The 21,519-nt window shown below is 61.3% G+C and carries 21 protein-coding genes; 16 read left to right on the top strand and 5 right to left on the bottom strand.

What is annotated here, in order from left to right; all coding sequences use genetic code 11:
* Positions 1-15: 15 nt before the first annotated feature.
* The 14 genes from cobO to AB4Z35_RS16175 all read left to right on the top strand — a co-directional run bounded on the left by cobO (position 16) and on the right by AB4Z35_RS16175 (position 11,591).
* Positions 16-627 carry a cob(I)yrinic acid a,c-diamide adenosyltransferase gene (gene cobO / locus AB4Z35_RS16110; protein WP_442098065.1) on the top strand — a complete coding sequence of 204 codons (612 nt, stop codon included), beginning with the start codon at positions 16-18 and terminating at the stop codon, positions 625-627.
* Positions 624-2,039 carry a cobyrinate a,c-diamide synthase gene (locus AB4Z35_RS16115; protein ID WP_442098067.1) on the top strand — a complete coding sequence of 472 codons (1,416 nt, stop codon included), beginning with the start codon at positions 624-626 and terminating at the stop codon, positions 2,037-2,039. Before cobO ends, AB4Z35_RS16115 begins: the two co-directional genes overlap by 4 nt.
* Positions 2,036-2,686, top strand: a complete 651-nt coding sequence (gene bluB / locus AB4Z35_RS16120) for a 5,6-dimethylbenzimidazole synthase (RefSeq protein ID WP_442098068.1) — start codon at positions 2,036-2,038, stop codon at positions 2,684-2,686. Before AB4Z35_RS16115 ends, bluB begins: the two co-directional genes overlap by 4 nt.
* Positions 2,683-3,591, top strand: coding sequence for an adenosylcobinamide-phosphate synthase CbiB (cbiB, locus tag AB4Z35_RS16125; RefSeq protein WP_442098070.1), 909 nt, complete (start codon positions 2,683-2,685; stop codon positions 3,589-3,591). Before bluB ends, cbiB begins: the two co-directional genes overlap by 4 nt.
* Entirely contained in the window at positions 3,584-4,576 is a 993-nt protein-coding gene (gene cobD / locus AB4Z35_RS16130; RefSeq protein WP_442098072.1) for a threonine-phosphate decarboxylase CobD, read from the top strand. The genes cbiB and cobD overlap by 8 nt, the downstream gene beginning before the upstream one ends.
* A complete protein-coding gene (locus AB4Z35_RS16135; RefSeq protein WP_442098073.1) occupies positions 4,573-6,024 on the top strand; it encodes a cobyric acid synthase in 1,452 nt (483 codons plus the stop codon). Before cobD ends, AB4Z35_RS16135 begins: the two co-directional genes overlap by 4 nt.
* A 122-nt stretch (positions 6,025-6,146) precedes the next feature.
* A complete protein-coding gene (gene cobU / locus AB4Z35_RS16140; protein ID WP_442098075.1) occupies positions 6,147-6,668 on the top strand; it encodes a bifunctional adenosylcobinamide kinase/adenosylcobinamide-phosphate guanylyltransferase in 522 nt (173 codons plus the stop codon).
* Positions 6,665-7,720, top strand: a complete 1,056-nt coding sequence (gene cobT, locus AB4Z35_RS16145) for a nicotinate-nucleotide--dimethylbenzimidazole phosphoribosyltransferase (RefSeq protein WP_442098077.1) — start codon at positions 6,665-6,667, stop codon at positions 7,718-7,720. The genes cobU and cobT overlap by 4 nt, the downstream gene beginning before the upstream one ends.
* A complete protein-coding gene (gene cobC / locus AB4Z35_RS16150; RefSeq protein ID WP_442098079.1) occupies positions 7,717-8,292 on the top strand; it encodes an alpha-ribazole phosphatase family protein in 576 nt (191 codons plus the stop codon). Before cobT ends, cobC begins: the two co-directional genes overlap by 4 nt.
* A gap of 2 nt (positions 8,293-8,294) precedes the next feature.
* Positions 8,295-9,026, top strand: coding sequence for an adenosylcobinamide-GDP ribazoletransferase (locus tag AB4Z35_RS16155; RefSeq protein WP_442098080.1), 732 nt, complete (start codon positions 8,295-8,297; stop codon positions 9,024-9,026).
* Positions 9,027-9,183: 157 nt separating this feature from the next.
* Positions 9,184-9,588, top strand: a complete 405-nt coding sequence (locus AB4Z35_RS16160; RefSeq protein ID WP_442098082.1) for a MarR family winged helix-turn-helix transcriptional regulator — start codon at positions 9,184-9,186, stop codon at positions 9,586-9,588.
* Positions 9,589-9,640: 52 nt separating this feature from the next.
* Complete coding sequence (locus AB4Z35_RS16165; protein WP_442098084.1) at positions 9,641-10,849, top strand: MFS transporter; 1,209 nt, start codon at positions 9,641-9,643, stop codon at positions 10,847-10,849.
* Positions 10,846-10,968 carry a hypothetical protein gene (locus AB4Z35_RS16170; RefSeq protein ID WP_277535903.1) on the top strand — a complete coding sequence of 41 codons (123 nt, stop codon included), beginning with the start codon at positions 10,846-10,848 and terminating at the stop codon, positions 10,966-10,968. Before AB4Z35_RS16165 ends, AB4Z35_RS16170 begins: the two co-directional genes overlap by 4 nt.
* Before the next feature lie 56 nt (positions 10,969-11,024).
* Positions 11,025-11,591 (top strand): glutathione peroxidase, encoded by a 567-nt coding sequence (locus AB4Z35_RS16175; protein ID WP_442098086.1) that lies wholly within the window; start codon positions 11,025-11,027, stop codon positions 11,589-11,591.
* Between the two features lie 184 nt (positions 11,592-11,775).
* On the opposite strand, the gene AB4Z35_RS16180 is transcribed toward AB4Z35_RS16175, so the two are convergent.
* From AB4Z35_RS16180 to AB4Z35_RS16190, 3 genes are all read right to left on the bottom strand, one after another.
* Entirely contained in the window at positions 11,776-13,047 is a 1,272-nt protein-coding gene (locus AB4Z35_RS16180; protein WP_442098087.1) for an OmpP1/FadL family transporter, read from the bottom strand.
* Positions 13,048-13,193: 146 nt separating this feature from the next.
* On the bottom strand, positions 13,194-13,676 hold the full coding sequence (locus AB4Z35_RS16185; protein WP_007984504.1) for a hypothetical protein: 483 nt from the start codon (positions 13,674-13,676) through the stop codon (positions 13,194-13,196).
* Between the two features lie 276 nt (positions 13,677-13,952).
* The gene (locus AB4Z35_RS16190; RefSeq protein ID WP_003204606.1) at positions 13,953-14,177 is read right to left on the bottom strand and encodes a hypothetical protein; all 225 of its coding nucleotides are present in this window, start codon (positions 14,175-14,177) and stop codon (positions 13,953-13,955) included.
* 1,006 nt (positions 14,178-15,183) lie between these two features.
* Here AB4Z35_RS16190 and AB4Z35_RS16195 point away from each other — a divergent pair.
* Together AB4Z35_RS16195 and rmuC are read left to right on the top strand one after the other, a co-directional pair.
* Positions 15,184-15,507, top strand: coding sequence for a sel1 repeat family protein (locus AB4Z35_RS16195; protein WP_442098089.1), 324 nt, complete (start codon positions 15,184-15,186; stop codon positions 15,505-15,507).
* Positions 15,508-15,682: 175 nt separating this feature from the next.
* Positions 15,683-17,047: a DNA recombination protein RmuC gene (gene rmuC, locus AB4Z35_RS16200; protein ID WP_442098150.1), complete on the top strand. Its 1,365-nt coding sequence runs from the start codon at positions 15,683-15,685 to the stop codon at positions 17,045-17,047.
* A 152-nt stretch (positions 17,048-17,199) separates the two neighbouring features.
* On the opposite strand, the gene AB4Z35_RS16205 is transcribed toward rmuC, so the two are convergent.
* Together AB4Z35_RS16205 and AB4Z35_RS16210 are read right to left on the bottom strand one after the other, a co-directional pair.
* The gene (locus AB4Z35_RS16205; RefSeq protein ID WP_008001236.1) at positions 17,200-20,670 is read right to left on the bottom strand and encodes a hybrid sensor histidine kinase/response regulator; all 3,471 of its coding nucleotides are present in this window, start codon (positions 20,668-20,670) and stop codon (positions 17,200-17,202) included.
* 243 nt (positions 20,671-20,913) lie between these two features.
* On the bottom strand, positions 20,914-21,450 hold the full coding sequence (locus AB4Z35_RS16210; protein WP_442098091.1) for a TetR/AcrR family transcriptional regulator: 537 nt from the start codon (positions 21,448-21,450) through the stop codon (positions 20,914-20,916).
* Positions 21,451-21,519: the final 69 nt, after the last annotated feature.

A 21,519-nucleotide genomic window follows, 5' to 3' on the forward strand; every position in this document is an offset into this window, starting at 1 on the left:
ACGGAGAGCTCCCCCATGACTGATACCCCCGATCGTGACGAACGCCACCTGGCGCGCATGCAGCGCAAAAAAGCCGTGATCGACGAGCGCATCGCCAATTCCCCGAACGAGTGCGGCCTGTTGCTGGTGCTGACCGGCAACGGCAAAGGCAAGAGCAGTTCGGCCTTCGGCATGCTCGCCCGCGCCTTGGGGCACGGCATGCAATGCGGCGTGGTGCAGTTCATCAAGGGCCGCAGCAGCACGGGCGAAGAGTTGTTCTTCCGACGTTTTCCCGAGCAGGTGCGCTTTCACGTGATGGGCGAAGGCTTTACCTGGGAAACCCAGGATCGTCAGCGCGACATCGCCGCCGCCGAAGCCGCCTGGGCGGTGTCGCAGGCACTGCTGCGTGATCCGTCCATCGGTCTGGTGGTGCTGGATGAGCTGAACATCGCCCTCAAGCACGGCTACCTCGATCTCGATCAGGTGCTCAGCGACCTGCAGTCCCGACCACCGATGCAACACGTGGTGGTCACCGGTCGTGCCGCCAAGCCGGAAATGATCGAGATGGCCGACACCGTCACCGAAATGGGCATGATCAAACACGCCTTTCAAGCCGGGATCAAAGCGCAGAAAGGCGTCGAATTGTGAGTCAGCCTCGGCACTGTCCGGCGGTACTGATTGCCGCGCCGGCCTCCGGCCAGGGCAAGACCACCGTCACCGCGGCGTTGGCCCGATTGCATCGCAATCAGGGGCGCAAGGTTCGCGTGTTCAAGTGCGGCCCCGATTTTCTCGATCCGATGATCCTCGAGCGCGCCAGCGGTGCGCCGGTGTATCAACTGGACATGTGGATGGTCGGCGAGCAGGAGAGTCGTCGACTGTTGTGGGAAGCCGCCGCTGAAGCCGACCTGATCCTGATCGAAGGTGTCATGGGGCTGTTCGACGGTACGCCGTCGAGCGCCGATCTGGCGCGGCATTTCGGTGTCCCGGTATTGGGCGTGATCGATGGCACCGCCATGGCCCAGACTTTTGGTGCATTGGCCCTGGGGCTGGCGCGTTATCAGCCGGACTTGCCGTTCGCCGGCGTGCTGGCCAATCGTGTCGGCACGCTGCGCCACGCGCAACTGCTCGAAGGCAGCCTGACGGAAGGTTTGCGCTGGTACGGCGCGCTGTCCCGGGAAACCGGGATCGAATTGCCGAGCCGACACCTTGGGCTGGTGCAGGCCAGTGAATTGAACGATCTCGACCTGCGCCTCGATGCGGCAGCTGATGCCCTGGCCAGCAGTTGCGAGGTCGCGCTTCCACCGGCGGTCGAGTTCGCCGCACCTGATGCCATCGCAGTCGAACCGCTGCTGGCCGGTGTGCGCATTGCCGTCGCCCGTGATGAAGCTTTTGCGTTCACTTACGGCGCGAGCCTGGATTTGCTGCGGGCAATGGGCGCCGAGTTGTCGTTCTTCTCGCCGATCCGCGACCGTGCGTTGCCGGAGGCGGACAGCCTGTATCTGCCGGGTGGTTACCCGGAGCTGCACCATGTTGCGCTGGCGCAAAATACCGCGATGCTCGACGCGATCCGCGCGCACCACACCGCCGGCAAACCGTTGCTCGCCGAGTGTGGTGGCATGCTGTATCTGCTCGACTCCCTGACCGATGTCGAGGGCACTCGCGCCGAGCTGGCGGGCTTGCTGGCCGGTGATGCGGTCATGCAAAAGCGTCTGGCAGCGCTGGCGTTGCAAGCGGTGGAGTTGCCGGAAGGTTCGCTGCGCGGGCACACCTATCACCATTCGCTGACTAGCACGGAACTGGCGCCGATTGCCCGAGGCTTGAGCCCGAATGGTGGGCGCGGCGCGGAAGCGGTTTATCGCGAGGGGCGTATGACCGCCTCTTATGTGCACTTTTATTTTCCGTCCAATCCCTCGGCGATTGCCGCATTGTTTGCGCCTGACCTTGAGGCCGCCTTCGCGAGCAAGTCGGATCGCCGCACCGCCGCTCCCACAGAGGAATGCATTTCTTCAGGCAGCTCACCTTTAAATGTGGGAGCGGGCTTGCCCGCGAAGAGGCCATGACCGACAACGCATTCACCGAAGCCGAGCGCGCAGCGGTCTACCGCGCCATCGCCGAGCGCCGCGACATGCGCCACTTCAGCGGCGGCACCGTCGAGCCCGAATTGCTCCGGCGTCTGCTCGAGGCTGCACACCAGGCGCCCAGTGTCGGCCTGATGCAACCCTGGCGCTTCATCCGCATCAGTGATCGCGCCTTGCGTGGGCAAATCCAGGCCCTGGTGGAAGAAGAACGCGTCCGTACTGCCGAAGCCCTCGGCGAGCGCAGCGATGAGTTCATGAAGCTCAAGGTGGAAGGCATCCACGATTGCGCCGAGGTACTGGTCGCCGCGCTGATGGACGACCGCGAACGGCATATCTTCGGCCGCCGCACCTTGCCGGAAATGGACATGGCTTCGCTGTCCTGTGCGATCCAGAACCTGTGGCTGGCGTCCCGCGCGGAAGGGCTGGGCATGGGCTGGGTGTCGCTGTTCGAACCCCAGGCACTGGCGGACCTGTTAAGGCTGCCGCCGGGAGCCAAACCGCTGGCGGTGCTGTGCCTGGGGCCGGTCAAGGAATTCTATCCGGCGCCGATGCTGGTGCTCGAAGGCTGGGCGCAGGCGCGTCCACTGCATGAATTGTTGTATGAAAACTATTGGGGAGTGAGTCAATGAGTGTGGCGTTGTTGAGTGTCGCCGCGGTGGCGCTGGATGCGCTGCTGGGCGAACCCAAACGCTGGCATCCGCTGGTGGCGTTCGGCCGCTTTGCCGACCGCATCGAGCAACGTTTCAATGGCGACGGTCGCGGCTGGCGCAGCCATGGCGTCACCGCGTGGGTGATTGCCGTGTTGCCGCTGACGCTATTGGTCACGGCATTTTCCTGGGCACCTTATATCGGCTGGATCGTCGAGATTCTCGCGCTCTATTGCGCCCTCGGCATGCGTAGCCTAGGTGAACATGTCACGCCTGTAGCCAAGGCCTTGCGCGGCGATGATCTTGATGAAGCACGCAAACGCGTGAGTTATCTGGTCAGTCGTAAAACCAGTGATCTGGATAAAACCGAAGTCGCCCGTGCCGCCACCGAGTCGGTACTGGAAAATGGCAGCGACGCGGTGTTCGCGGCGTTGTTCTGGTTTGCCGTGGCCGGTGCGCCGGGCGTGGTGCTCTACCGCCTGAGCAATACGCTSGAYGCGATGTGGGGCTATCGCAATGAGCGCTTCGAACGGTTCGGCTGGGCGGCGGCGAAGGTCGACGACGTGCTCAATTACATTCCTGCGCGTCTGGTGGCACTGACCTACGCGCTGTTGGGCAAAACCCGGCTTGCGTTGAAATGCTGGCGCACCCAGGGCCCGACCTGGGACAGCCCGAACGCTGGTCCGGTGATGGCGGCAGGGGCGGGAGCCCTCGGCGTCGAACTGGGCGGGGCGGCGATTTATCACGGCGAACTGCATCAGCGTCCGCAGTTGGGCGAAGGCGTGCCGGCGGATGCCGACTCAATTGACCGGGGCTGGCAATTGGTCCAGCGCGGGGTATGGTTGTGGTTGCTGATTCTCTGCCTGGGGGCCGAATTTTATGCTTGAGCACGGTGGGCGACTGCGCAAGGCCGCGCTCGAATACGGCATAGATGAAGCCGACTGGCTGGACCTGTCGACGGGTCTTGCGCCCTGGCCGTTCCCGGTGCCGGATGTGCCGCTGCGGGCCTGGGCCCGTTTGCCGGAGGCGGACGACGGTCTGGAGCAAGCTGCCTGTGATTACTACGGCACCTTGCAGGCATTGCCGGTGGCCGGTTCGCAAATGGCGATCCAGCTGCTGCCGCGATTGCGGCGGGCGGGCAAGGTGGGTGTTTTGTCGCCGTGCTACGCCGAGCACGCCGAAGCGTGGCGTCGCAACGGCTACATCGTGCGGGAAGTGCTGGAGCAGGAAGTCGACTTCTTTATCGACAGTTTCGACGTGCTGGTGGTGGTCAATCCGAATAACCCTACGGGCCTGAGCCTGACCCCCAGTCGCCTGCTCGACTGGCACACGCGACTGGCCCAGCGCGGTGGCTGGCTGGTGGTGGACGAAGCGTTCATGGATAACACGCCGCAACTGAGCCTGGCGCCGTTTGCCCATCAAGTCGGGCTGATCGTCTTGCGCTCGTTCGGCAAGTTTTTCGGCCTGGCCGGTGTGCGCCTGGGGTTTGTGCTGGCCGAGCGCAAGTTGCTCAAGCTGCTGGCTGAACAAGTGGGGCCGTGGGCTGTGAGCGGGGCAACCAGGGTAGTGGGCCAGGCCTGTCTGCGCGATACCGAAGGGCAGATGCGGCAACGAGTGCGCGCCGAAGCGGCCAGCGAGCGCCTGGCGTCGTTGCTGGAACAACACGGCTTCAAGCCCGAAGGCGGTTGCGCGCTGTTCCAGTGGCTGATCACCGAACGCGCCGAAGAACTGCATGAATTCATGGCCCGGCGCGGCATTCTCCTGCGGTTGTTCACGCACAACAGCAGCCTGCGATTCGGCTTGCCGGGTGATGAAATCGCCTGGGTGCGACTGGCGCAGGCGTTCGATGATTTCGCCAAGGAAAACCAATGACCACGCTGATGGTGCAGGGCACCACATCGGATGCCGGTAAAAGTACGCTGGTGACCGCGCTGTGCCGCTGGGTCACACGTCAGGGCGTAGGGGTGGTGCCGTTCAAGCCACAGAACATGGCCCTCAACAGTGCGGTGACCGCCGACGGTGGCGAGATTGGCCGCGCCCAGGCGGTACAGGCCCAGGCCGCGCACCTCGAACCGCACACCGACATGAACCCGGTATTGCTCAAGCCCAACAGTGACACCGGTGCCCAGGTGATCATTCATGGCCGCGCCGTCACGACCATGAACGCCGTCGCCTATCACGACTACAAAACCATCGCCATGCAAGCGGTGCTGGCCTCCCACGAGCGCTTGAGCGCGGCGTATCCGCTGGTGATGGTCGAGGGAGCGGGCTCGCCGGCAGAAATCAATTTGCGCGCCGGCGATATCGCCAACATGGGCTTTGCCGAAGCGGTGGATTGCCCGGTGGTGCTGATCGCCGATATCAATCGCGGCGGGGTTTTCGCCCATCTGGTGGGCACCCTCGAACTGCTGTCGCCGAGCGAACAGGCGCGGGTCAAAGGGTTCGTCATCAATCGTTTTCGTGGCGACATCGCGTTGCTGCAACCCGGTCTCGACTGGCTCGAAGAGCGCACCGGCAAACCGGTGATCGGCGTGCTGCCGTACGTGATGGACCTGCACCTGGAGGCCGAGGACGGCATCGATCAACGCCAGACCGATAAAGCCGAACAGGTGCTGAGGGTGGTGGTGCCGGTGCTGCCGCGCATCAGCAATCACACCGATTTCGATCCGCTGCGCCTGCATCCGCAAGTGGATCTGCAATTCATCGGCCCCGGCCAGGCGATTCCGCCCGCCGACCTGATCATTCTTCCTGGCTCGAAAAGTGTGCGCAGCGACCTCGCGCACCTGCGTGCCAGCGGCTGGGAAACCGCCATCGCCCGGCATCTGCGTTATGGCGGAAAACTGCTGGGGATCTGTGGTGGCCTGCAGATGCTCGGCGAGCAGGTGCATGACCCCCTGGGCCTCGAAGGTGCACCGGGTTCCAGCGCCGGTTTGGGTCTGCTGGCGTTCCAGACCCAGCTCGAACAAGAGAAGCAACTGCGCAATGTGCGTGGTCGCCTGGCGCTGGAGGATGCGCAGGTATCAGGCTATGAAATTCATGCTGGCGTGACCTCCGGGCCGGCGCTGGAAAACGCCGCCGTGCAACTGGATGACGGCCGCTGTGATGGTGCGCAAAGTGCTGACGGGCAGATTTTCGGCACCTACCTGCACGGCCTGTTCGAATCGCCGGCGGCGTGCAGTGCGCTGTTGCGCTGGGCCGGTTTGCAGGATGTACAGGACGTGGATTACCACGCCTTGCGCGAGCGTGATATCGAGCGGCTGGCGGATCTGGTGGAGAAGCATCTGGATACCGGGCTGTTGCGGCAACTCTGTGGAATCTGAGGTGAAAGCTCTGGCCTCTTCGCGAGCAAGCCCGCTCCCACCGTTGACCGCGTTCTAATGTGGGAGCGGGCTTGCTCGCGAAGACTGAGGTGGCCTCACCGCCCATTTGAAAGGATGTAACCATGCTCCAACTGATCCTCGGCGGCGCCCGCTCCGGCAAGAGTCGCCTGGCTGAAAAACTCGCCATCGACAGCGCTCTGGCTGTCACCTATATCGCTACCAGCCAGCCACTGGACGGAGAAATGAGCGAACGGGTGGCCCATCACCGCGCTCGTCGTCCTGCCGAATGGGCATTGATCGAAGAACCTGTCGAGCTGGCCCGGGTACTGCGCGAATTCGCCCGCGCCGACCGCTGCCTGCTGGTGGATTGCCTGACCCTGTGGCTGACCAATCTGCTGATGCTCGACGATGCCGAGCGCCTGACCGCCGAGCGTGATGCCCTGATGGACTGCCTGGCGTCGTTGCCGGGTGAAATCATTTTTGTCAGCAACGAGACCGGAATGGGCGTCGTGCCGCTGGGCGAATTGACTCGCCGCTATGTCGATGAAGCCGGTTGGCTGCATCAAGCTCTGGCTGAGCGCTGTCAGCGTGTCGTCCTGACCGTCGCCGGCCTGCCCCTGACTCTGAAAGGAACTGCGTTATGACTCAATCCTGGTGGCTGAACCCGTGCAAGCCGGTCGATACCCAAGTGGTCGAACAGGCGCAGGCGCGGCAACAGCAACTGACCAAACCGGCCGGCTCCCTCGGTCAGCTGGAATCGGTGGCGGTGCAACTGGCGGGATTGCAGGGGCGGGTCAAGCCGAGTCTGGAGCAGGTGTGGATCGCGATTTTTGCCGGCGACCATGGCGTCGTCGCCGAGGGCGTGTCGGCGTTTCCCCAGGAAGTCACCGGGCAGATGCTGCTCAACTTCGTCAGCGGTGGTGCAGCGATCAGCGTATTGGCGCGGCAACTGGGCGCTTCCCTCGAGGTGGTTGACCTTGGCACGGTGACGCCGTCGCTGAACCTGCCGGGCGTGCGCCACCTGAACGTCGGCCCGGGCACGGCCAATTTTGTACAGGGGCCGGCCATGACCGCGGCCCAAGGGCAACTTGCCCTGCAAGCCGGCCGTGACAGTGTGCAGCGGGCAATTGCCACGGGTGCGCAGTTGTTTGTCGGTGGCGAAATGGGCATCGGTAACACCACCGCCGCCAGCGCCCTGGCGTGTGCGCTGCTCGATTGCCCGGTGGGCCATTTGACCGGGCCTGGCACCGGGCTCAACGCTGACGGTGTCAGCCACAAAGCCCAGGTGATCGAGCGCGCCCTGGCATTGCATGGCGCGCAGCGTGGCGATGCCTTGCAGACGTTGTTCAACCTCGGCGGCTTTGAGATCGCCGCGCTGGTCGGTGCCTATCTCGCGTGCGCCCAGGAGGGTGTCGCGGTGCTGGTGGACGGCTTCATTTGCAGTGTCGCGGCGTTGGTTGCGGTGCGCTTGAATCCCGAGTGTCGGCAGTGGCTGTTGTTCGGTCATCGCGGCGCCGAGCCTGGGCATCGTCATGTGCTGGAAACCCTGAATGCGCAACCGTTGCTCGATCTCGGCCTGCGGCTGGGCGAAGGCAGTGGCGCGGCATTGGCCGTACCGCTGCTGCGCCTGGCTTGCGACCTGCACGGGCAGATGGCGACCTTCGCCGAAGCCGCTGTGGCAGATCGCCCGGCATGACCTTGCGCGTGGATCTGTTGCGTCACGGTGAAACCGAACTCGGCGGCGGCTTGCGCGGCAGCATCGATGATGCGTTGACCGATACGGGCTGGGCGCAGATGCGCGCCGCCGTGGTCGGGCAGGGGCCATGGGATCGGCTGGTCAGTTCGCCGTTGCAGCGTTGTGCGCGGTTTGCCGAGGAACTCGGTGCACAACTGGGTGTGCCGGTGCACCTGGATAAAGACCTGCAGGAGTTGCATTTCGGCGCCTGGGAAGGGCAAAGCGCGGCGGCGTTGATGGAAACTGACGCACAGGCCCTGGGCTTGTTCTGGGCCGATCCTTATTCGTTCACGCCGCCTCAGGGTGAGCCGGTTGCAGACTTTTCGGCGCGGGTGCTGGCAGCGCTGGAGCGTTTGCACGCGACCTGTGCCGGTGAGCGCATTCTGCTGATCAGCCACGGCGGGGTGATGCGCCTGTTGCTGGCACAAGCTCGCGGGTTGCCGCGGGAGCAACTACTCAACGTTGAGGTCGGGCATGGCGCGCTGTTTTCGCTGACCGTGGAGCCTGCTGGCTTGTTGAAGGAAATGCGCTGACCATGCTGCCATTCTGGATCGCCCTGCAATTTCTAAGCAGTCTGCCGGTTCGCCTGCCCGGTATGCCTGAGCCCCGGGAACTGGGGCGGTCTCTGCTGTTCTATCCGCTGGTGGGATTACTCTTTGGCGCCATTCTGTGGGCATTCAACTGGCTGCTGCTGGGCACGCCGACGTTGTTGCATGCGGCGTTGTTGCTGAGTCTTTGGGTGCTGCTCAGCGGCGGGTTGCATCTGGATGGCCTGGCCGACAGTGCCGACGCCTGGCTCGGTGGGTTTGGCGATCGTGAGCGCACACTGACCATCATGAAAGACCCGCGTAGCGGGCCGATCGCCGTGGTGACGCTGGTGCTGGTGTTGCTGCTCAAGTTCACCGCGCTGCTGGCGCTGATCGAGCAGCCGCATTCGCTGGCATTGATCATCGTACCGCTGATAGGTCGCAGCGCATTGCTCGGCTTGTTCCTGACTACACCCTATGTGCGCGCCGGTGGCCTGGGGCAGGCATTGGCCGATCATCTTCCGCGTTCGGCGGGCAAGCAGGTGTTGGCGGTCAGTGCACTGGCTTGTGTGCTGATTGCCGGTTTGAGTGGTGTGGTGGCGGTGGTGCTGGCGGCGCTGGGGTTCGTCTGGCTGCGCCGGGTGATGCTGCGGCGCCTGGGTGGTACGACGGGTGACACGGCAGGTGCGATGCTGGAGTTGCTGGAAGTTTCAGTGCTGGTAGGCTTGGTGCTGGCCTGATTGGGTTGCATTGAATGTTCCGGCCTCATCGCGAGCAAGCTCGCTCCCACATTGGAATGCGATCAACTGTGGGAGCGAGCTTGCTCGCGATAGCGATCTAACAGGCGCCACTCCCTTGTAACTTGATTTAACACACTCACGGGTATATACACGCACCATGCTCGACTCCCAATGCTTATGCATCAACCTGCGTCGCGCCGCCCGTGGCGTCAGCAGGCATTACGACGGCGCCCTCGACGGCTTCGGGATCAATGTTGCGCAGTATTCTTTGCTGTGCAATTTGCAGCGCCTGGATCAGCCGAGCATCTCAACCCTGGCCGAGGCCATGGGCCTGGATCGCAGCACTTTGGGGCGCAATTTGCGGGTGCTGGAGGGCGAGGGCCTGGTGAGACTGGTCGAGGGCGAGGACATGCGCAACCGCATCGTCCTGCTGACCGAGGCCGGGGCAGAGCGCCTGAAAGCGGCCTTGCCGGCCTGGGAAGCCGCGCAGCAGCGTTTGATCGATCGCCTGGGCGCCGAGAAGCGTGAAACCTTATTGAAGCTGCTGGACGAACTGGCGTGATGCCGGTTTTTTCGATCTTAAGCGGGTATATACCCGCTACCGGAGAACAATAATGACATCGATGTGGCGTACATGCGGCTGGGTTCTGTTGGGGAGTGCGCTGATCCTTGCGTTGTCTCTGGGCGTTCGACACGGCTTCGGGCTGTTTCTGGCGCCGATGAGCGCCGAGTTCGGTTGGGGCCGTGAAGTCTTTGCCTTCGCCATCGCCCTGCAGAACCTGATCTGGGGTCTTGCCCAGCCATTCACCGGCGCCCTGGCCGACCGCTTCGGCGCGGCGAAAGTGGTGCTGGTCGGTGGCATCCTGTACGCGGCGGGGCTGATTTGCATGGGGCTCTCCGACTCGGCGGTGACCCTGTCCCTGAGCGCCGGCCTGCTGATCGGCATCGGACTGTCCGGTACGTCGTTCTCGGTGATTCTGGGGGTGGTTGGTCGCGCAGTACCGCCGGAAAAACGCAGCATGGGCATGGGGATCGCCAGTGCTGCCGGTTCGTTCGGCCAGTTCGCGATGTTGCCCGGCACGCTCGGTTTGATCGGATGGCTGGGCTGGTCGATGGCTCTGCTGGCGCTGGGCTTGCTGGTCGCGTTGATCGTGCCGCTGGTGAGCATGCTCAAGGACAAGCCGCTGCCCGTCCTGGGTCACGAGCAAACCCTTGGCGAAGCGCTGCGCGAGGCTTGCTCGCATTCCGGATTCTGGCTGCTGGCGTTCGGTTTCTTTGTGTGCGGATTCCAGGTGGTGTTCATCGGGGTGCATTTGCCGGCCTATCTGGTGGATCAACATCTTCCGGCGACGGTCGGCACCACGGTGCTGGCACTGATCGGCCTGTTCAACATTTTCGGCACCTATACCGCTGGGTGGCTTGGCGGGCGCATGTCCAAGCCGCGTTTGCTCACCGGTTTGTACTTGTTGCGGGCGGTGGTCATTGCGTTGTTTCTGTGGGCGCCGGTGACCACGACCACGGCCTACCTGTTCGGCATGGCCATGGGTTTCCTGTGGCTGTCGACGGTGCCCTTGACCAACGGCACGGTAGCGACCTTGTTTGGCGTGCGAAACCTGTCCATGCTCGGTGGGATTGTTTTCCTGTTTCACCAGCTCGGTTCGTTCCTGGGCGGCTGGTTGGGTGGCGTGGTGTACGATCGTACCGGCAGCTATGACTTGATCTGGCAGGTCGCGATTCTTCTCAGTCTGTTGGCTGCCGCCCTGAACTGGCCGGTGCGTGAGCGGCCGGTGGAGCGTCTGCAAACACAAATGAGTGCAACATGAACAGTCTCTGGCCTCGTATCACGATTTTCGCGGTCTTCACCTTGCTGCTTGCCCTGACGTGGTGGGGCTGGCATCAGGGCGGGCTGGCGCTTTTGCAGTTGGGCATGGGGACTTGCTAGGGGGATGGCGGGGCGAGTAACGTCGAATCCTGACGATTTCTCAAGGATGTCCAGACATGTTGATGCGCTGGCTTGCAGTTCCTGCGTTACTGGTCGCGTTCACCGGGTTGGCTCAAGCGGCAGATTGCCCGGATCTTTTGCAAGGCTCTTTGCCCAAGTTGCATGCCAGGGAGTCCATCGATTTGTGCCAGCGCTTCGCTGGTAAACCGTTGGTGGTGGTCAATACCGCAAGCTTCTGTGGCTTTGCTCCGCAGTTCAAAAGCCTTGAGGCGCTGAACCAGCGCTTCAAGGATCAAGGGCTGGAGGTGATTGGCGTTCCGTCCAACGACTTCAAGCAGGAGTCAAAGGATGGCGCCGAGACCGCCAAGGTCTGCTACGTCAACTATGGCGTGACCTTCACCATGACCGAGCCGCAAAAGGTTCGCGGCGAAGAGGCGACGCACTTGTTCAAGGTGCTCGCCAGTCAAGCCAGCGCGCCGAAGTGGAATTTCTACAAGTACGTGGTGGATCGCCAAGGCAAGGTGATCGCCAGTTTTTCCAGCCTGACCAAGCCGGATGATCCCGAACTCATCGCCGCGGTAGAAAAAGCCCTGGCTTCGCCACCGCTGGTTTCGACCCCTTGACCTGTAGGAGCGAGCTTGCTCGCGAAAACCAAAACCTCAAGGCGCCTCGTACATCCTGAAAGCACGCGTCATCGTTCGCGTCCATCGCGAGCAGGCTCGCTCCCACAAAAAAAGCCCCGCCTCCGTGAGGAGAGCGGGGCTTTTTTGATTCCGATGGCGAGCGGTTCAGGCTCGCCGGGAATCATCAGAAGCGGTAGGTCGCACCGACACCGAAACCGTTGGCGCTGTTTTCGTACTTGGCGCTGTAACTGTCTACCAGGTTGGAGTGATTCACCTTGACAGCTTCTTCCTTCAGGTAGGAGTAGGCGACGTCGATGGTCAGATCATCGGTGACGTTGTAGCCGGCGCCAAGGCTGAAGATTGTGCGGTCACCTGTAGGAATACGTGGGGATCGGTCGGTATTGTTGGTAGGCGACTGGTCAAAGCTCAGGCCGGTGCGCAATACCCACTGCTTATTCAGCTGGTAGGAGGTACCGATGGCGTAGGCCCAGGTATCGTGCCAGTTCTGCTCTTCCGTAATGGTGCTGAACAGGGCCGGGGACAATGCACCGCCTTGTGCCGCTGTTACGCCGTCGTTGTTGACGGTGATGTCTTTCAAACGGCTCCAGCGAGTCCAGGTGGAACCTGCATAAAGGGTCCACGCATCCGTCAGCTGTTGTGTCACGGAGAAGTCGACAGATTCAGGTGTTTCGATTTTCAGCGAAGCATCGTATCGATTGCTTTTCAGGAAGGCGGAAGGTGAATTTGCGCCTGCGGTGATATCGGTATGACCTTCAATCTTGTATTTCACTTTCGAGTGATAGGTCAGGCCGACACGAGTGGTGTCTGTTGCTTGTACCAGGACCCCGAAGTTGTAGCCAAGAGCGACATCATCCCCTTTGATTTTGACGTGGGTATCGCCAAAAAGAGGTACATCCGACTCCAGAGTGCCGCCAATGCGGTTGATGGTCGGGCCGAAACCAATCGAAACTTTGTCGTTAAAGGCGTAGCTGACGGTAGGCTGGAAGGTGACAACCTTGACTTCACTCTTGCTGCCGAAACCGGCACCCTGGAAGCCATTTTCATAGTCGGTAATCAGACCAAAAGGTGCGTAGACACCGAGGCCGAATGCCCAGTGATCATCAATCGGCTTGACGTAATAGCCCATCGGAACGGCTGTGAATGGCACCATGTCGCCTTTGTTGGTACCCGGGTGGGCGCCTTGGGCGTCTTTGATATCAGACGAGGCATCGATAGCTGCGATCCCGCCAGTGACTTCCTGGCGCTTGATTMGCRACATGCCGGCAGGGTTGCCAAAAACAGTGCTTGCATCATCGGCAGATGAAGAGCGTCCCGCAAAACCAGTCCCCATTCCACTGATGCTCTGTTCGTTGAGGGCAAAGCCACTCGCGAAGATCTGGGTGGATGCCAAGGCAACGGCGAGACTAAGGGTGGTTTTGAGCATTACTTTTTTCATTATTAGAACTCCGGGTGATCACCGGGGCGAAAATTACCAACATTTTCGTCCCGGCGCCATAGGCTGTATGCCTTGATTTAGAGCGGTTTTGTAGGACAATCCGACCAGATTCGCGACGTGTTGCGCGATTTTTGGATCCAGAGGTGTCAGCAGGCTACCTGATTCAGGGGTGAAACACAGGTTTGCCAGGCGCAGGTGAAGTCACGCAGACGCCCTTGGGGCTGAAAGGTCTGGCGCCAGATTCTGGCCATACCCAACAAATCATCAGGGGCGGGGAGGGGGGTATTCTGTTCTTCCACCAGCAGCCAGGCGATGGCTGTGGCGTAACGCAGATTGACGGTCAGTTCGAGGTGCGGGCCACTCAGAAACGCATGCTGGCTGGCCAGGCCGCGGACCAGGCTCGCACGTTCCGGATCAAGGGCCAGGTAATGGTCCCAAAGGGCCTGGTGGCGGGGCTCGGCAATGCGGTACAGGCCGTGCCCGCGGCGGTCATGCAGGGCGGAACCGAGGGCAGACTGGCTGGCGGCAATGCCCAGCAGCAGGGATTCGGCAGTAGCGCTATGACGTCCGAGGTAGATCAAGGTCGGACGAATCACGTAGCGGCACAGTTCGCTGGCAGCGATACCCATAAAACCCTCGAAACCTGAAATGGACGGCGATACCTGAAGGGGGGCTTGGCAGCAGTGAATCGACTCAGGCTCGCCGCAAGCGGGTCAAGCCGCTTGAGTTGAAGTGTAGTGTCATATTCGCGCTGTAAAGGCCTGTTTTTAAAATATTTCCAGCGAGCAGTTATAACCGTTATATCGGATCGTGCTTAGTCGTGGTTCGAGGGTGAGGGAAACATCGGGCAATAAAAAGCCCTGCTTTTCGGGCAGGGCTTTCGGGTTTCCAGCCTTTCTGGCGTTTCAGGCAACCAGTGCCTGACGGGTACGCTCGATCACGGCCTGCAGCGGCTCGGCGCTGGAGTATTGATCGGGGTACAGGCGTTCGCTGTGACGAGCGATACCGTGTTCGTTGACCAGTGTGAAGCTGAAGCAGCCTTTGCGAGCGGCCATGATCAGGCAGTTCATTGGAGCAAAAGCGTTGGTTAGGGTGCGAATGGCATCCTGAGCGTGGATTTGAGTAGACATTAATGGTGTTCCTGCATATGACACGGATAAGAACCGTGCAACGTTAAAACGTTCCAGTAACGTCGATCACCATTGATCGAACGAAGAACCCGACTGGAACAAAGCAGCCAGTTTGAAGCGCTGACAAGTTGGCGCGCTTGGGCTGGCAGGTAGGTACTTAGGAGGGCAGGCAACACATCAAGGGCAAAGGTTCTGGGCCCGGGGTGAAGATCCTGATCAATTTGCAGGTTGGTTCGAGCAGAGTAAGCAGGCGGAGCAACGCCCTTTGCTTTCGATTCAAAGGTTGTGTTGGCGCAAGATTTACCTGGAAACCATCGAGGTGGTCGATCCCGCTTGTTCGGTGGAGGCTTCCGTCGGGAAGGCTGACCGGGGGGATTTGTTCGACCAGAATTGACTTTCAGCTTGGTACTAACGCCGCGGATACTAACGGATTGAACTGGCCAAGGGAAGTGTGTTAGCAAAAAGAATTTTCCAACAGGTGCTCAATCGGGCTGTTTTGCCTTGTAGATAAGCGTATGAAGCTGCGCTGCCTCCGATTGATACGCCCTGTAGCAGAGCAAAATCCGACCATCGGTCATCGACGTTGGTAGCAACGCAGCCGTCTAAACACCGGGTTTGCCAAGGCTTATCCCCAGGCATGACAAAAAAATGCGCCGAAAAAGTGCATGGAGATAACCGTCGCAAAGGCACTTGTGCACATTAGTTGCGCAGTCTGTCACCCCGCTGTCATCTCACGTTCAAGCGCAATGGCTGCCTGTAACGAAAATTTAAGTCAATGAAAAACATCGCTTTTTTTTACTGGTGAAAAAATCGTCAGTTTGACTGCGAGCCCCATTCCACAGGGCTTTGAGCGGGTTCGAGGGCGGTTGTCCACTGWGTTATCCACAGCTTCTGTGGATTGTCCCGAGCGCTTGCTCTAGCACGGGCGTGCCGGGATATTTTCAGCTTTACCTGTAAGAAAAAGAGAGTAAAGTTGCGCGCCTTCTGATCTGCCCCACAGTGCTTTATGAAGTTTCGCTCAGCCCCTGTTTCCTCTTCCTCCACAATACCCTCTATTGCCCCTACCAAGCGCTTTTCCATGCGCGTGGCGGAGTGGCTGTTGGACAGTCCGCATCTGGGTGAAAACCGTAACGTCAAACACATCGCCGGACGTTTGCTCAAGCAACCGGCCCGTGAAGGCGTGGTGGCTGCGCAAAGTCGCCTTGGCCAGTTGATGTGCCGGGAGTGCGGGAACGCCCGGGACCGCCGGATCGGTCAGGACCTGCTGCGTCAGGCCGCTCGGGCAGGCGATCGCCGCGCTCAACGGGAACTGGGGCTGATCGAAGACTGAGCTGTCCAAGACCGGACGCCTTGGTTAACCTTCAGGCTTAATCCGAATGGCAGGAGTGGCTATGGCAATGGACTTGACCAGCGTATTGCTGGGCCTGGCAGCGGCTGCGTTGCCGTTGCTGGTATTGGCCTGGCAACTTCAGCGTCGGGCCAGCACCACGCAAGCGGACGTTGCACTGCTGCAGGAGCGCCTGGTTATGGCGCAACTGGCGCAGGACGGATTGAATGCACAGCTCGAATCCAGCCGTGATGAAGTCGCTGATCTGACCCAGGCCAACGCCGCCAAACAGGCTGATCTGGCTGCGCTGCGTCGTGAAGTCGAACTGCTGCAGATCGAGCGCGACGACGCCCGGGACGCCGCCCATGCGTGGAATATCGAGCGCGCCGGCAAGGAAACCGAATTGCGCCGCCTGGATGCCCAGGCCGCGTCGCTCAACGCCGAATTGCGCGAGCAACAGGACAGTCACCAGCAACGCCTCAATGACCTGCAAGGTTCGCGGGACGAGTTGCGTGCGCAGTTTGCCGAGCTGGCGGGGAAAATTTTCGATGAGCGTGAGCAGCGTTTTGCCGAAACCAGTCAACAGCGTCTGGGGCAGTTGCTCGATCCACTCAAGGAACGCATCCAGTCCTTCGAAAAGCGTGTCGAGGAAAGCTATCAGAACGAGGCTCGCGAGCGATTCTCCCTGGCCAAGGAGCTGGAGCGTCTGCAGCAGTTGAATCTGCGCTTGAGCGATGAAGCCACCAATCTGACCCGTGCCTTGAAAGGGCAGAAGACCCAGGGCAATTGGGGCGAACTGATTCTTGAGCGTGTGCTTGAGCATGCGGGGCTGGAGAAGGGGCGCGAGTACCAGACTCAGGTCAATCTCAAGGGACCGGACGGCGAGCGCTTCCAGCCGGACGTGATCATTTACCTGCCGGGCGACAAGCAGGTGGTGGTCGACTCCAAGGTCAGCCTGACGGCCTATCAGCAATACGTCGCGGCTGAGGACGAGGCCATCGGCCAGATCGCCATCAAGCAGCACGTGCTGTCGTTGCGCAATCACGTCAAAGGCCTGGCCGGCAAGGATTACAAACGCCTCGATGGCTTGCACAGCCTGGATTTCGTGTTGCTCTTCGTGCCGATCGAAGCGGCGTTTTCTGCCGCGTTGCAGGCCGAGCCAACGCTGTTCCAGGAGGCATTCGATCGCAACATCGTGATCGTCAGCCCTACCACGCTGCTGGCGACCCTGCGCGTCATCGACAGCCTGTGGAAGCAGGAGCGCCAGAGCCAGAATGCCCGGGAAATCGCCGAACGGGCCGGGTGGCTGTACGACAAGTTCGTGCTGTTCATCCAGGACCTGGATGAAGTCGGCAATCGCCTGCAGCAGCTGGACAAAGCCTACAGTTCGGCACGCAACAAGCTGACAGAAGGGCGTGGCAACCTGGTCAGTCGCAGTGAACAGCTCAAGTTGCTGGGGGCACGGGCGAGCAAGAGCCTGCCGGCGGATTTGCTGGAGCGGGCGATGACGGATGTCGATGGGTTGGTAGAGTTACCGGAGTAGCTTCCAATCAAAAGCTTCGTCGGATCGCTGCCCGGAGCAAGCCCGCTCCCACAGGAATCAGTGAAGTTCACAGTTTTTGTGCTTCGCCACAATCCTCTGTGGGAGCGGGCTTGCCCGCGAAGGCGTCAGATGCAGCACTACCAGCCAGAAGACTATAACGGCAAATACCGGCTCAACAACGCCCGCAACGCCGCCGGTTTCACCGGTTTGGCCAGGTAATCCAGCCCCGCTGCATGCACCTGGTCGACCGTCTCCGGCCGGCCATCGGCGCTGATCACCACCCCTGGAACCGGCTCGCCCATTTGCGTGCGCAACCAGGCCATCAAATCGGTTCCGGTCTCGCCATGATCGAGGTGGTAATCCACCAGCGCCAATTGCGGGCGTACGCCTTCGCCCAGCAGCGTTGCGCATTCCTCGCGATTGCGCGCGGTCCAGACCTGGCAGCCCCAGCGACTGAGCAAGCTGTTCATGCCGATCAGGATGCTGTCCTCGTTGTCGATACACAGCACCTGCGCCCCATTGAGCAATTTGCCATTGAGCTCGGCGACTTTGACTGGCGCTGCGGTTTGCGCCCGGGCCAGCGGCACGCTGACGCTGAACACGCTACCGCGTCCCGGCCAGGAGCGTACGCGCAAGGTATGGCCGAGCACGCGACAGAGCCCGTCGGCAATCGCCAGCCCCAGGCCGAGGCCTTTTTCGGCCCGGGTCTGGTGACTGTCGAGGCGCTTGAACTCTTCGAAAATCACCTGTCGTTTATCTTCCGGGATACCCGGCCCACGGTCCCAGACTTCCAGGCTCAATGCTTCCTTATGCCGGCGAACCCCCAGTAGCACAGGGCCTTTGGCGTAGCGGAAGGCGTTGGTCAGGAAGTTCTGCAAGATCCGCCGCAACAGTTTGATGTCGCTGTCGATACGTAGCCTGCTGCCCCGGACGCGGAACTCCAGCCCTTGTTCCCGGGCCAGTACCTTGAATTCGGCGCCGAGGGTGTCGAACAATTCATTTAGCGCGAACGGCTTGGCATCCGGATTGATCTTGCCGTTTTCCAGGCGGGAAATATCCAGCAAGTCACTGATCAGGTCCTCAGCTGAACGCAGTGAGCTGTCCAGATGCCGCACCAGTTTTTGCGCCTCGTCCGACAAGCCCTCCTCCTGATGGGTCAGGGCTGCGGAAAACAGTCGAGCAGCGTTCAAAGGTTGCATCAAGTCATGGCTGACGGCCGTCAGGAAACGGGTTTTCGACTGATTGGCCGCTTCGGCGGTGCCCTTGGCTTCGGTCAGGGCCACGTTGAGCTGCGACAGTTCATGGGTACGTTCCGCCACCCGCTGCTCCAGGCCCTCGTTAGCTTCGGTCAGCGCGTATTCGGCTTCGCGGAACGGGGTGATGTCGGTGAAACTCATGACGAAGCCGCCGCCCGGCATCGGGTTGCCGATCAGTTCGATCACCCGGCCGTTAGGGAATAAGCGTTCGGAAGTATGCGCTCGTCCCTGACGCATCCAGTGCAGGCGACGGGCGACGTGCACTTCGGCTTCACCGGGGCCGCACAGGCCACGCTCGGCGTTGTAGCGGATGATATCGGCAATCGGCCGACCGACGCTGATCAAGCCGTCCGGGTAGTTGAACAGCTCCAGGTAGCGACGGTTCCAGGCCACCAGTTTCAGCGACTGGTCGACCACGCTGATGCCCTGGGTAATGTTTTCGATGGCGCCTTGCAGCAACGCCCGATTGAATTGCAGGACTTCAGAGGCTTCGTCGGCGATCCGTACGACGTCCTCCAGTTGCATCTCCCGACCTTCGATGGCCGCTTTTACCACCGCGCGGGTCGAAGAGGCACCGAGCACACCGGCCAGCAGGCGTTCGGTATGGGCGATCCATTCACCGTCGGCGTTCTGGTTCGGGTTGAAACCTTTGCCCTGGCGATAGGCAAAACGGATGAAGCTCTGACGGGCGCGTTCTTCGCCGACGAAGCGAGCCGCCAGTTGCAGCAGGTCGTCGATCTGTACGGCCAGCATCGAGCGTGCGCTAGGGCGGGCGCTGATTTCCTGGCCGATGAAGCGGCCTGCCTGCCAGTGCTCGGAAACCCGGGTGCGGGACAGTACCGAGACCCAGGCAAACAGCGTGAAGTTGCCGGCCAGCGACAGGACCACGCCCTGGGTCAGCGGGGTGATTGGCAGGTTCAGTGGATTACTGTGCAACCAGGCCAGCCCCGGGAATGTACTCAAGGACAGGCCGAGGCTGAGGGCAGCAATCGGCAGGATCAAGGTGTAGAACCACAGGAACGTGCCCGCGGCGAGACCAGCGAAAACGCCCCGGCGGTTGGCCTGTTTCCAGTACAGCGCACCGAGCATGGCGGGGGCCAGTTGGGTCACGGCGGCGAAGGCGATCTGGCCAATGGTCGCCAGGCTGGCAGTCGAGCCCAGCAGGCGATAACTGACGTAGGCCAGCAGCAGAATGACCACGATGCTGACGCGGCGCACCGACAACATCCACTGGCGGAACACTTCGAAAGGGCGCTCGGCGTTATTGCGACGTAGCAGCCACGGCAACAGCATGTCGTTGGAAACCATGGTCGACAGCGCCACGCTGGCCACAATCACCATGCCGGTGGCCGCCGATGCGCCACCGATAAACGCCAACAGGGCCAATGCCGGATGCGCCTGGGCCAGAGGCAGGCTGATGACGAACGAGTCCGGCAACACCGAGCTGGGCAGCATCATCTGGCCGGCCAGCGCGATCGGCACGACAAACAATGCGGCGAGGGCGAGGTAGGCCGGAAATACCCATTTGGCCAGGCGCAGGTCCTGGGGCTCGATGTTCTCGACAACGGTCACGTGAAACTGCCGCGGCAAGCAAATGATCGCCATCATCGCCACACCGGTCTGCACCACCATCGACGGCCAGTTGATGGTTTCCTTCCAGTACTGTTCGAGTCGCGGCGCCAGCATGGCCTGGTCGAACAGGTCGTCGAAACCATCGTACAGGCCGTAGGTCACGAAGGCGCCGACGGCGAGAAATGCGAACAGCTTGACCAGTGATTCGAAGGCAATGGCCAACACCATGCCGCGGTGGTGTTCCGTGGCGTCGAGGTTGCGGGTACCGAAGACAATAGTGAACAGCGCCAATACCAGTGACACGATCAGTGCGGTGTCCTGGGCGCGGGTGCCCATGGCGTCGGCACCGGCGCCGATCAGCAGGTTCACGCCGAGCACAATGCCCTTGAGTTGCAGCGCGATGTAGGGCAGCACGCCGACCAGGCAAATCAGCGCCACCACCACCGCCAATGACTGGGATTTGCCATAGCGCGCGGCGATGAAGTCGGCGATCGAGGTGATGTTCTCCTGTTTGCTGATCATCACCATTTTCTGCAGGACCCACGGCGCGCCGACCAGCAACAGGATCGGCCCGAGGTAGATCGGCAGGAACGACCAGAGCTGTTCGGCGGCCTGGCCCACGGCGCCGAAGAACGTCCAGCTGGTGCAATAGACCGCCAGCGACAGGCTGTACACCCAGGCGCGCACACGCGGCGGCAAGGGCGCGCTGCGACGGTCGCCATAGAAGGCGATGGCGAACATGATGGCCATATAGGCCAGGGCGACGGCGGCAATCAACCCGCTGGACAGCGACATGGGAACTCCAGACAAAAGACACCCGGACCTCCCGCCCGGACAGACAGTCTCGCACGACCGCCAGCGTTAGTCAGTGTCGACCAAGGTCGTGGCGTGGCGGGGTGTCGCAGGGGAGTTTCCAGTGTCTGGACGGGCCTCTTCGTCGGAACGCCGCCCGGACCAAGCCCGCTCCCACATTCGAGCGGTTTCTTTCAGGAAAAACGCGATCAACTGTGGGAGCGGGCTTGCTCGCGAATAGCGGTACTACGCAATCAACGCAATTTCGATCAACCGATGCAGCTCTTCGACCTCCAGCGCTGCCTCGGAAAACAGAATGCGGAAAACGATGGGGGCGGCGATCAGGTTGATCAGCCGATCGACACCCGGCACGGACTCGTTGGGAAAACGGTCGAGGATTGTCTGCAACTGYCCGGCAATAATAGTCGCGCAGTAACTTGGCTTGAGAGCCGCCTGTACGTCGCGCAGCATATTGCGGCCAGGTTCGGAGCTCATTTCGTCCAGGTACTGTTCCGCCCAGGCTCGAATATCGCCGCGCAGGCTGCCGGTGTGGGTGGGGTCGTTGTCGGGCTGCATACGGGCGAGGGCGACGTCGGCCAGCAGCGCCGACAAATCACCCCAGCGACGATAGATGGTCGAGGGTGTAACGCCTGCGCGCACAGCAATTTGCGGCACGGTCAGGCTGGCGCGGTCCTGCTCCTCGAGGAGTTGACGCACGGCCGAATGAATCGATTCTTGTACCCGCGCGCTGCGTCCGCCCGGGCGTAAGGTGGGAGCTGTCATCCTGGGTTTCCCGTAAAAGCCATGCCTCGGACCTTAACACAAAGAATTTGCTTTAAGAGGGATCCAGTA

Origin of the sequence: Pseudomonas sp. KB_15, assembly GCF_052114525.1 — a bacterium.
Classification (GTDB): domain Bacteria; phylum Pseudomonadota; class Gammaproteobacteria; order Pseudomonadales; family Pseudomonadaceae; genus Aquipseudomonas.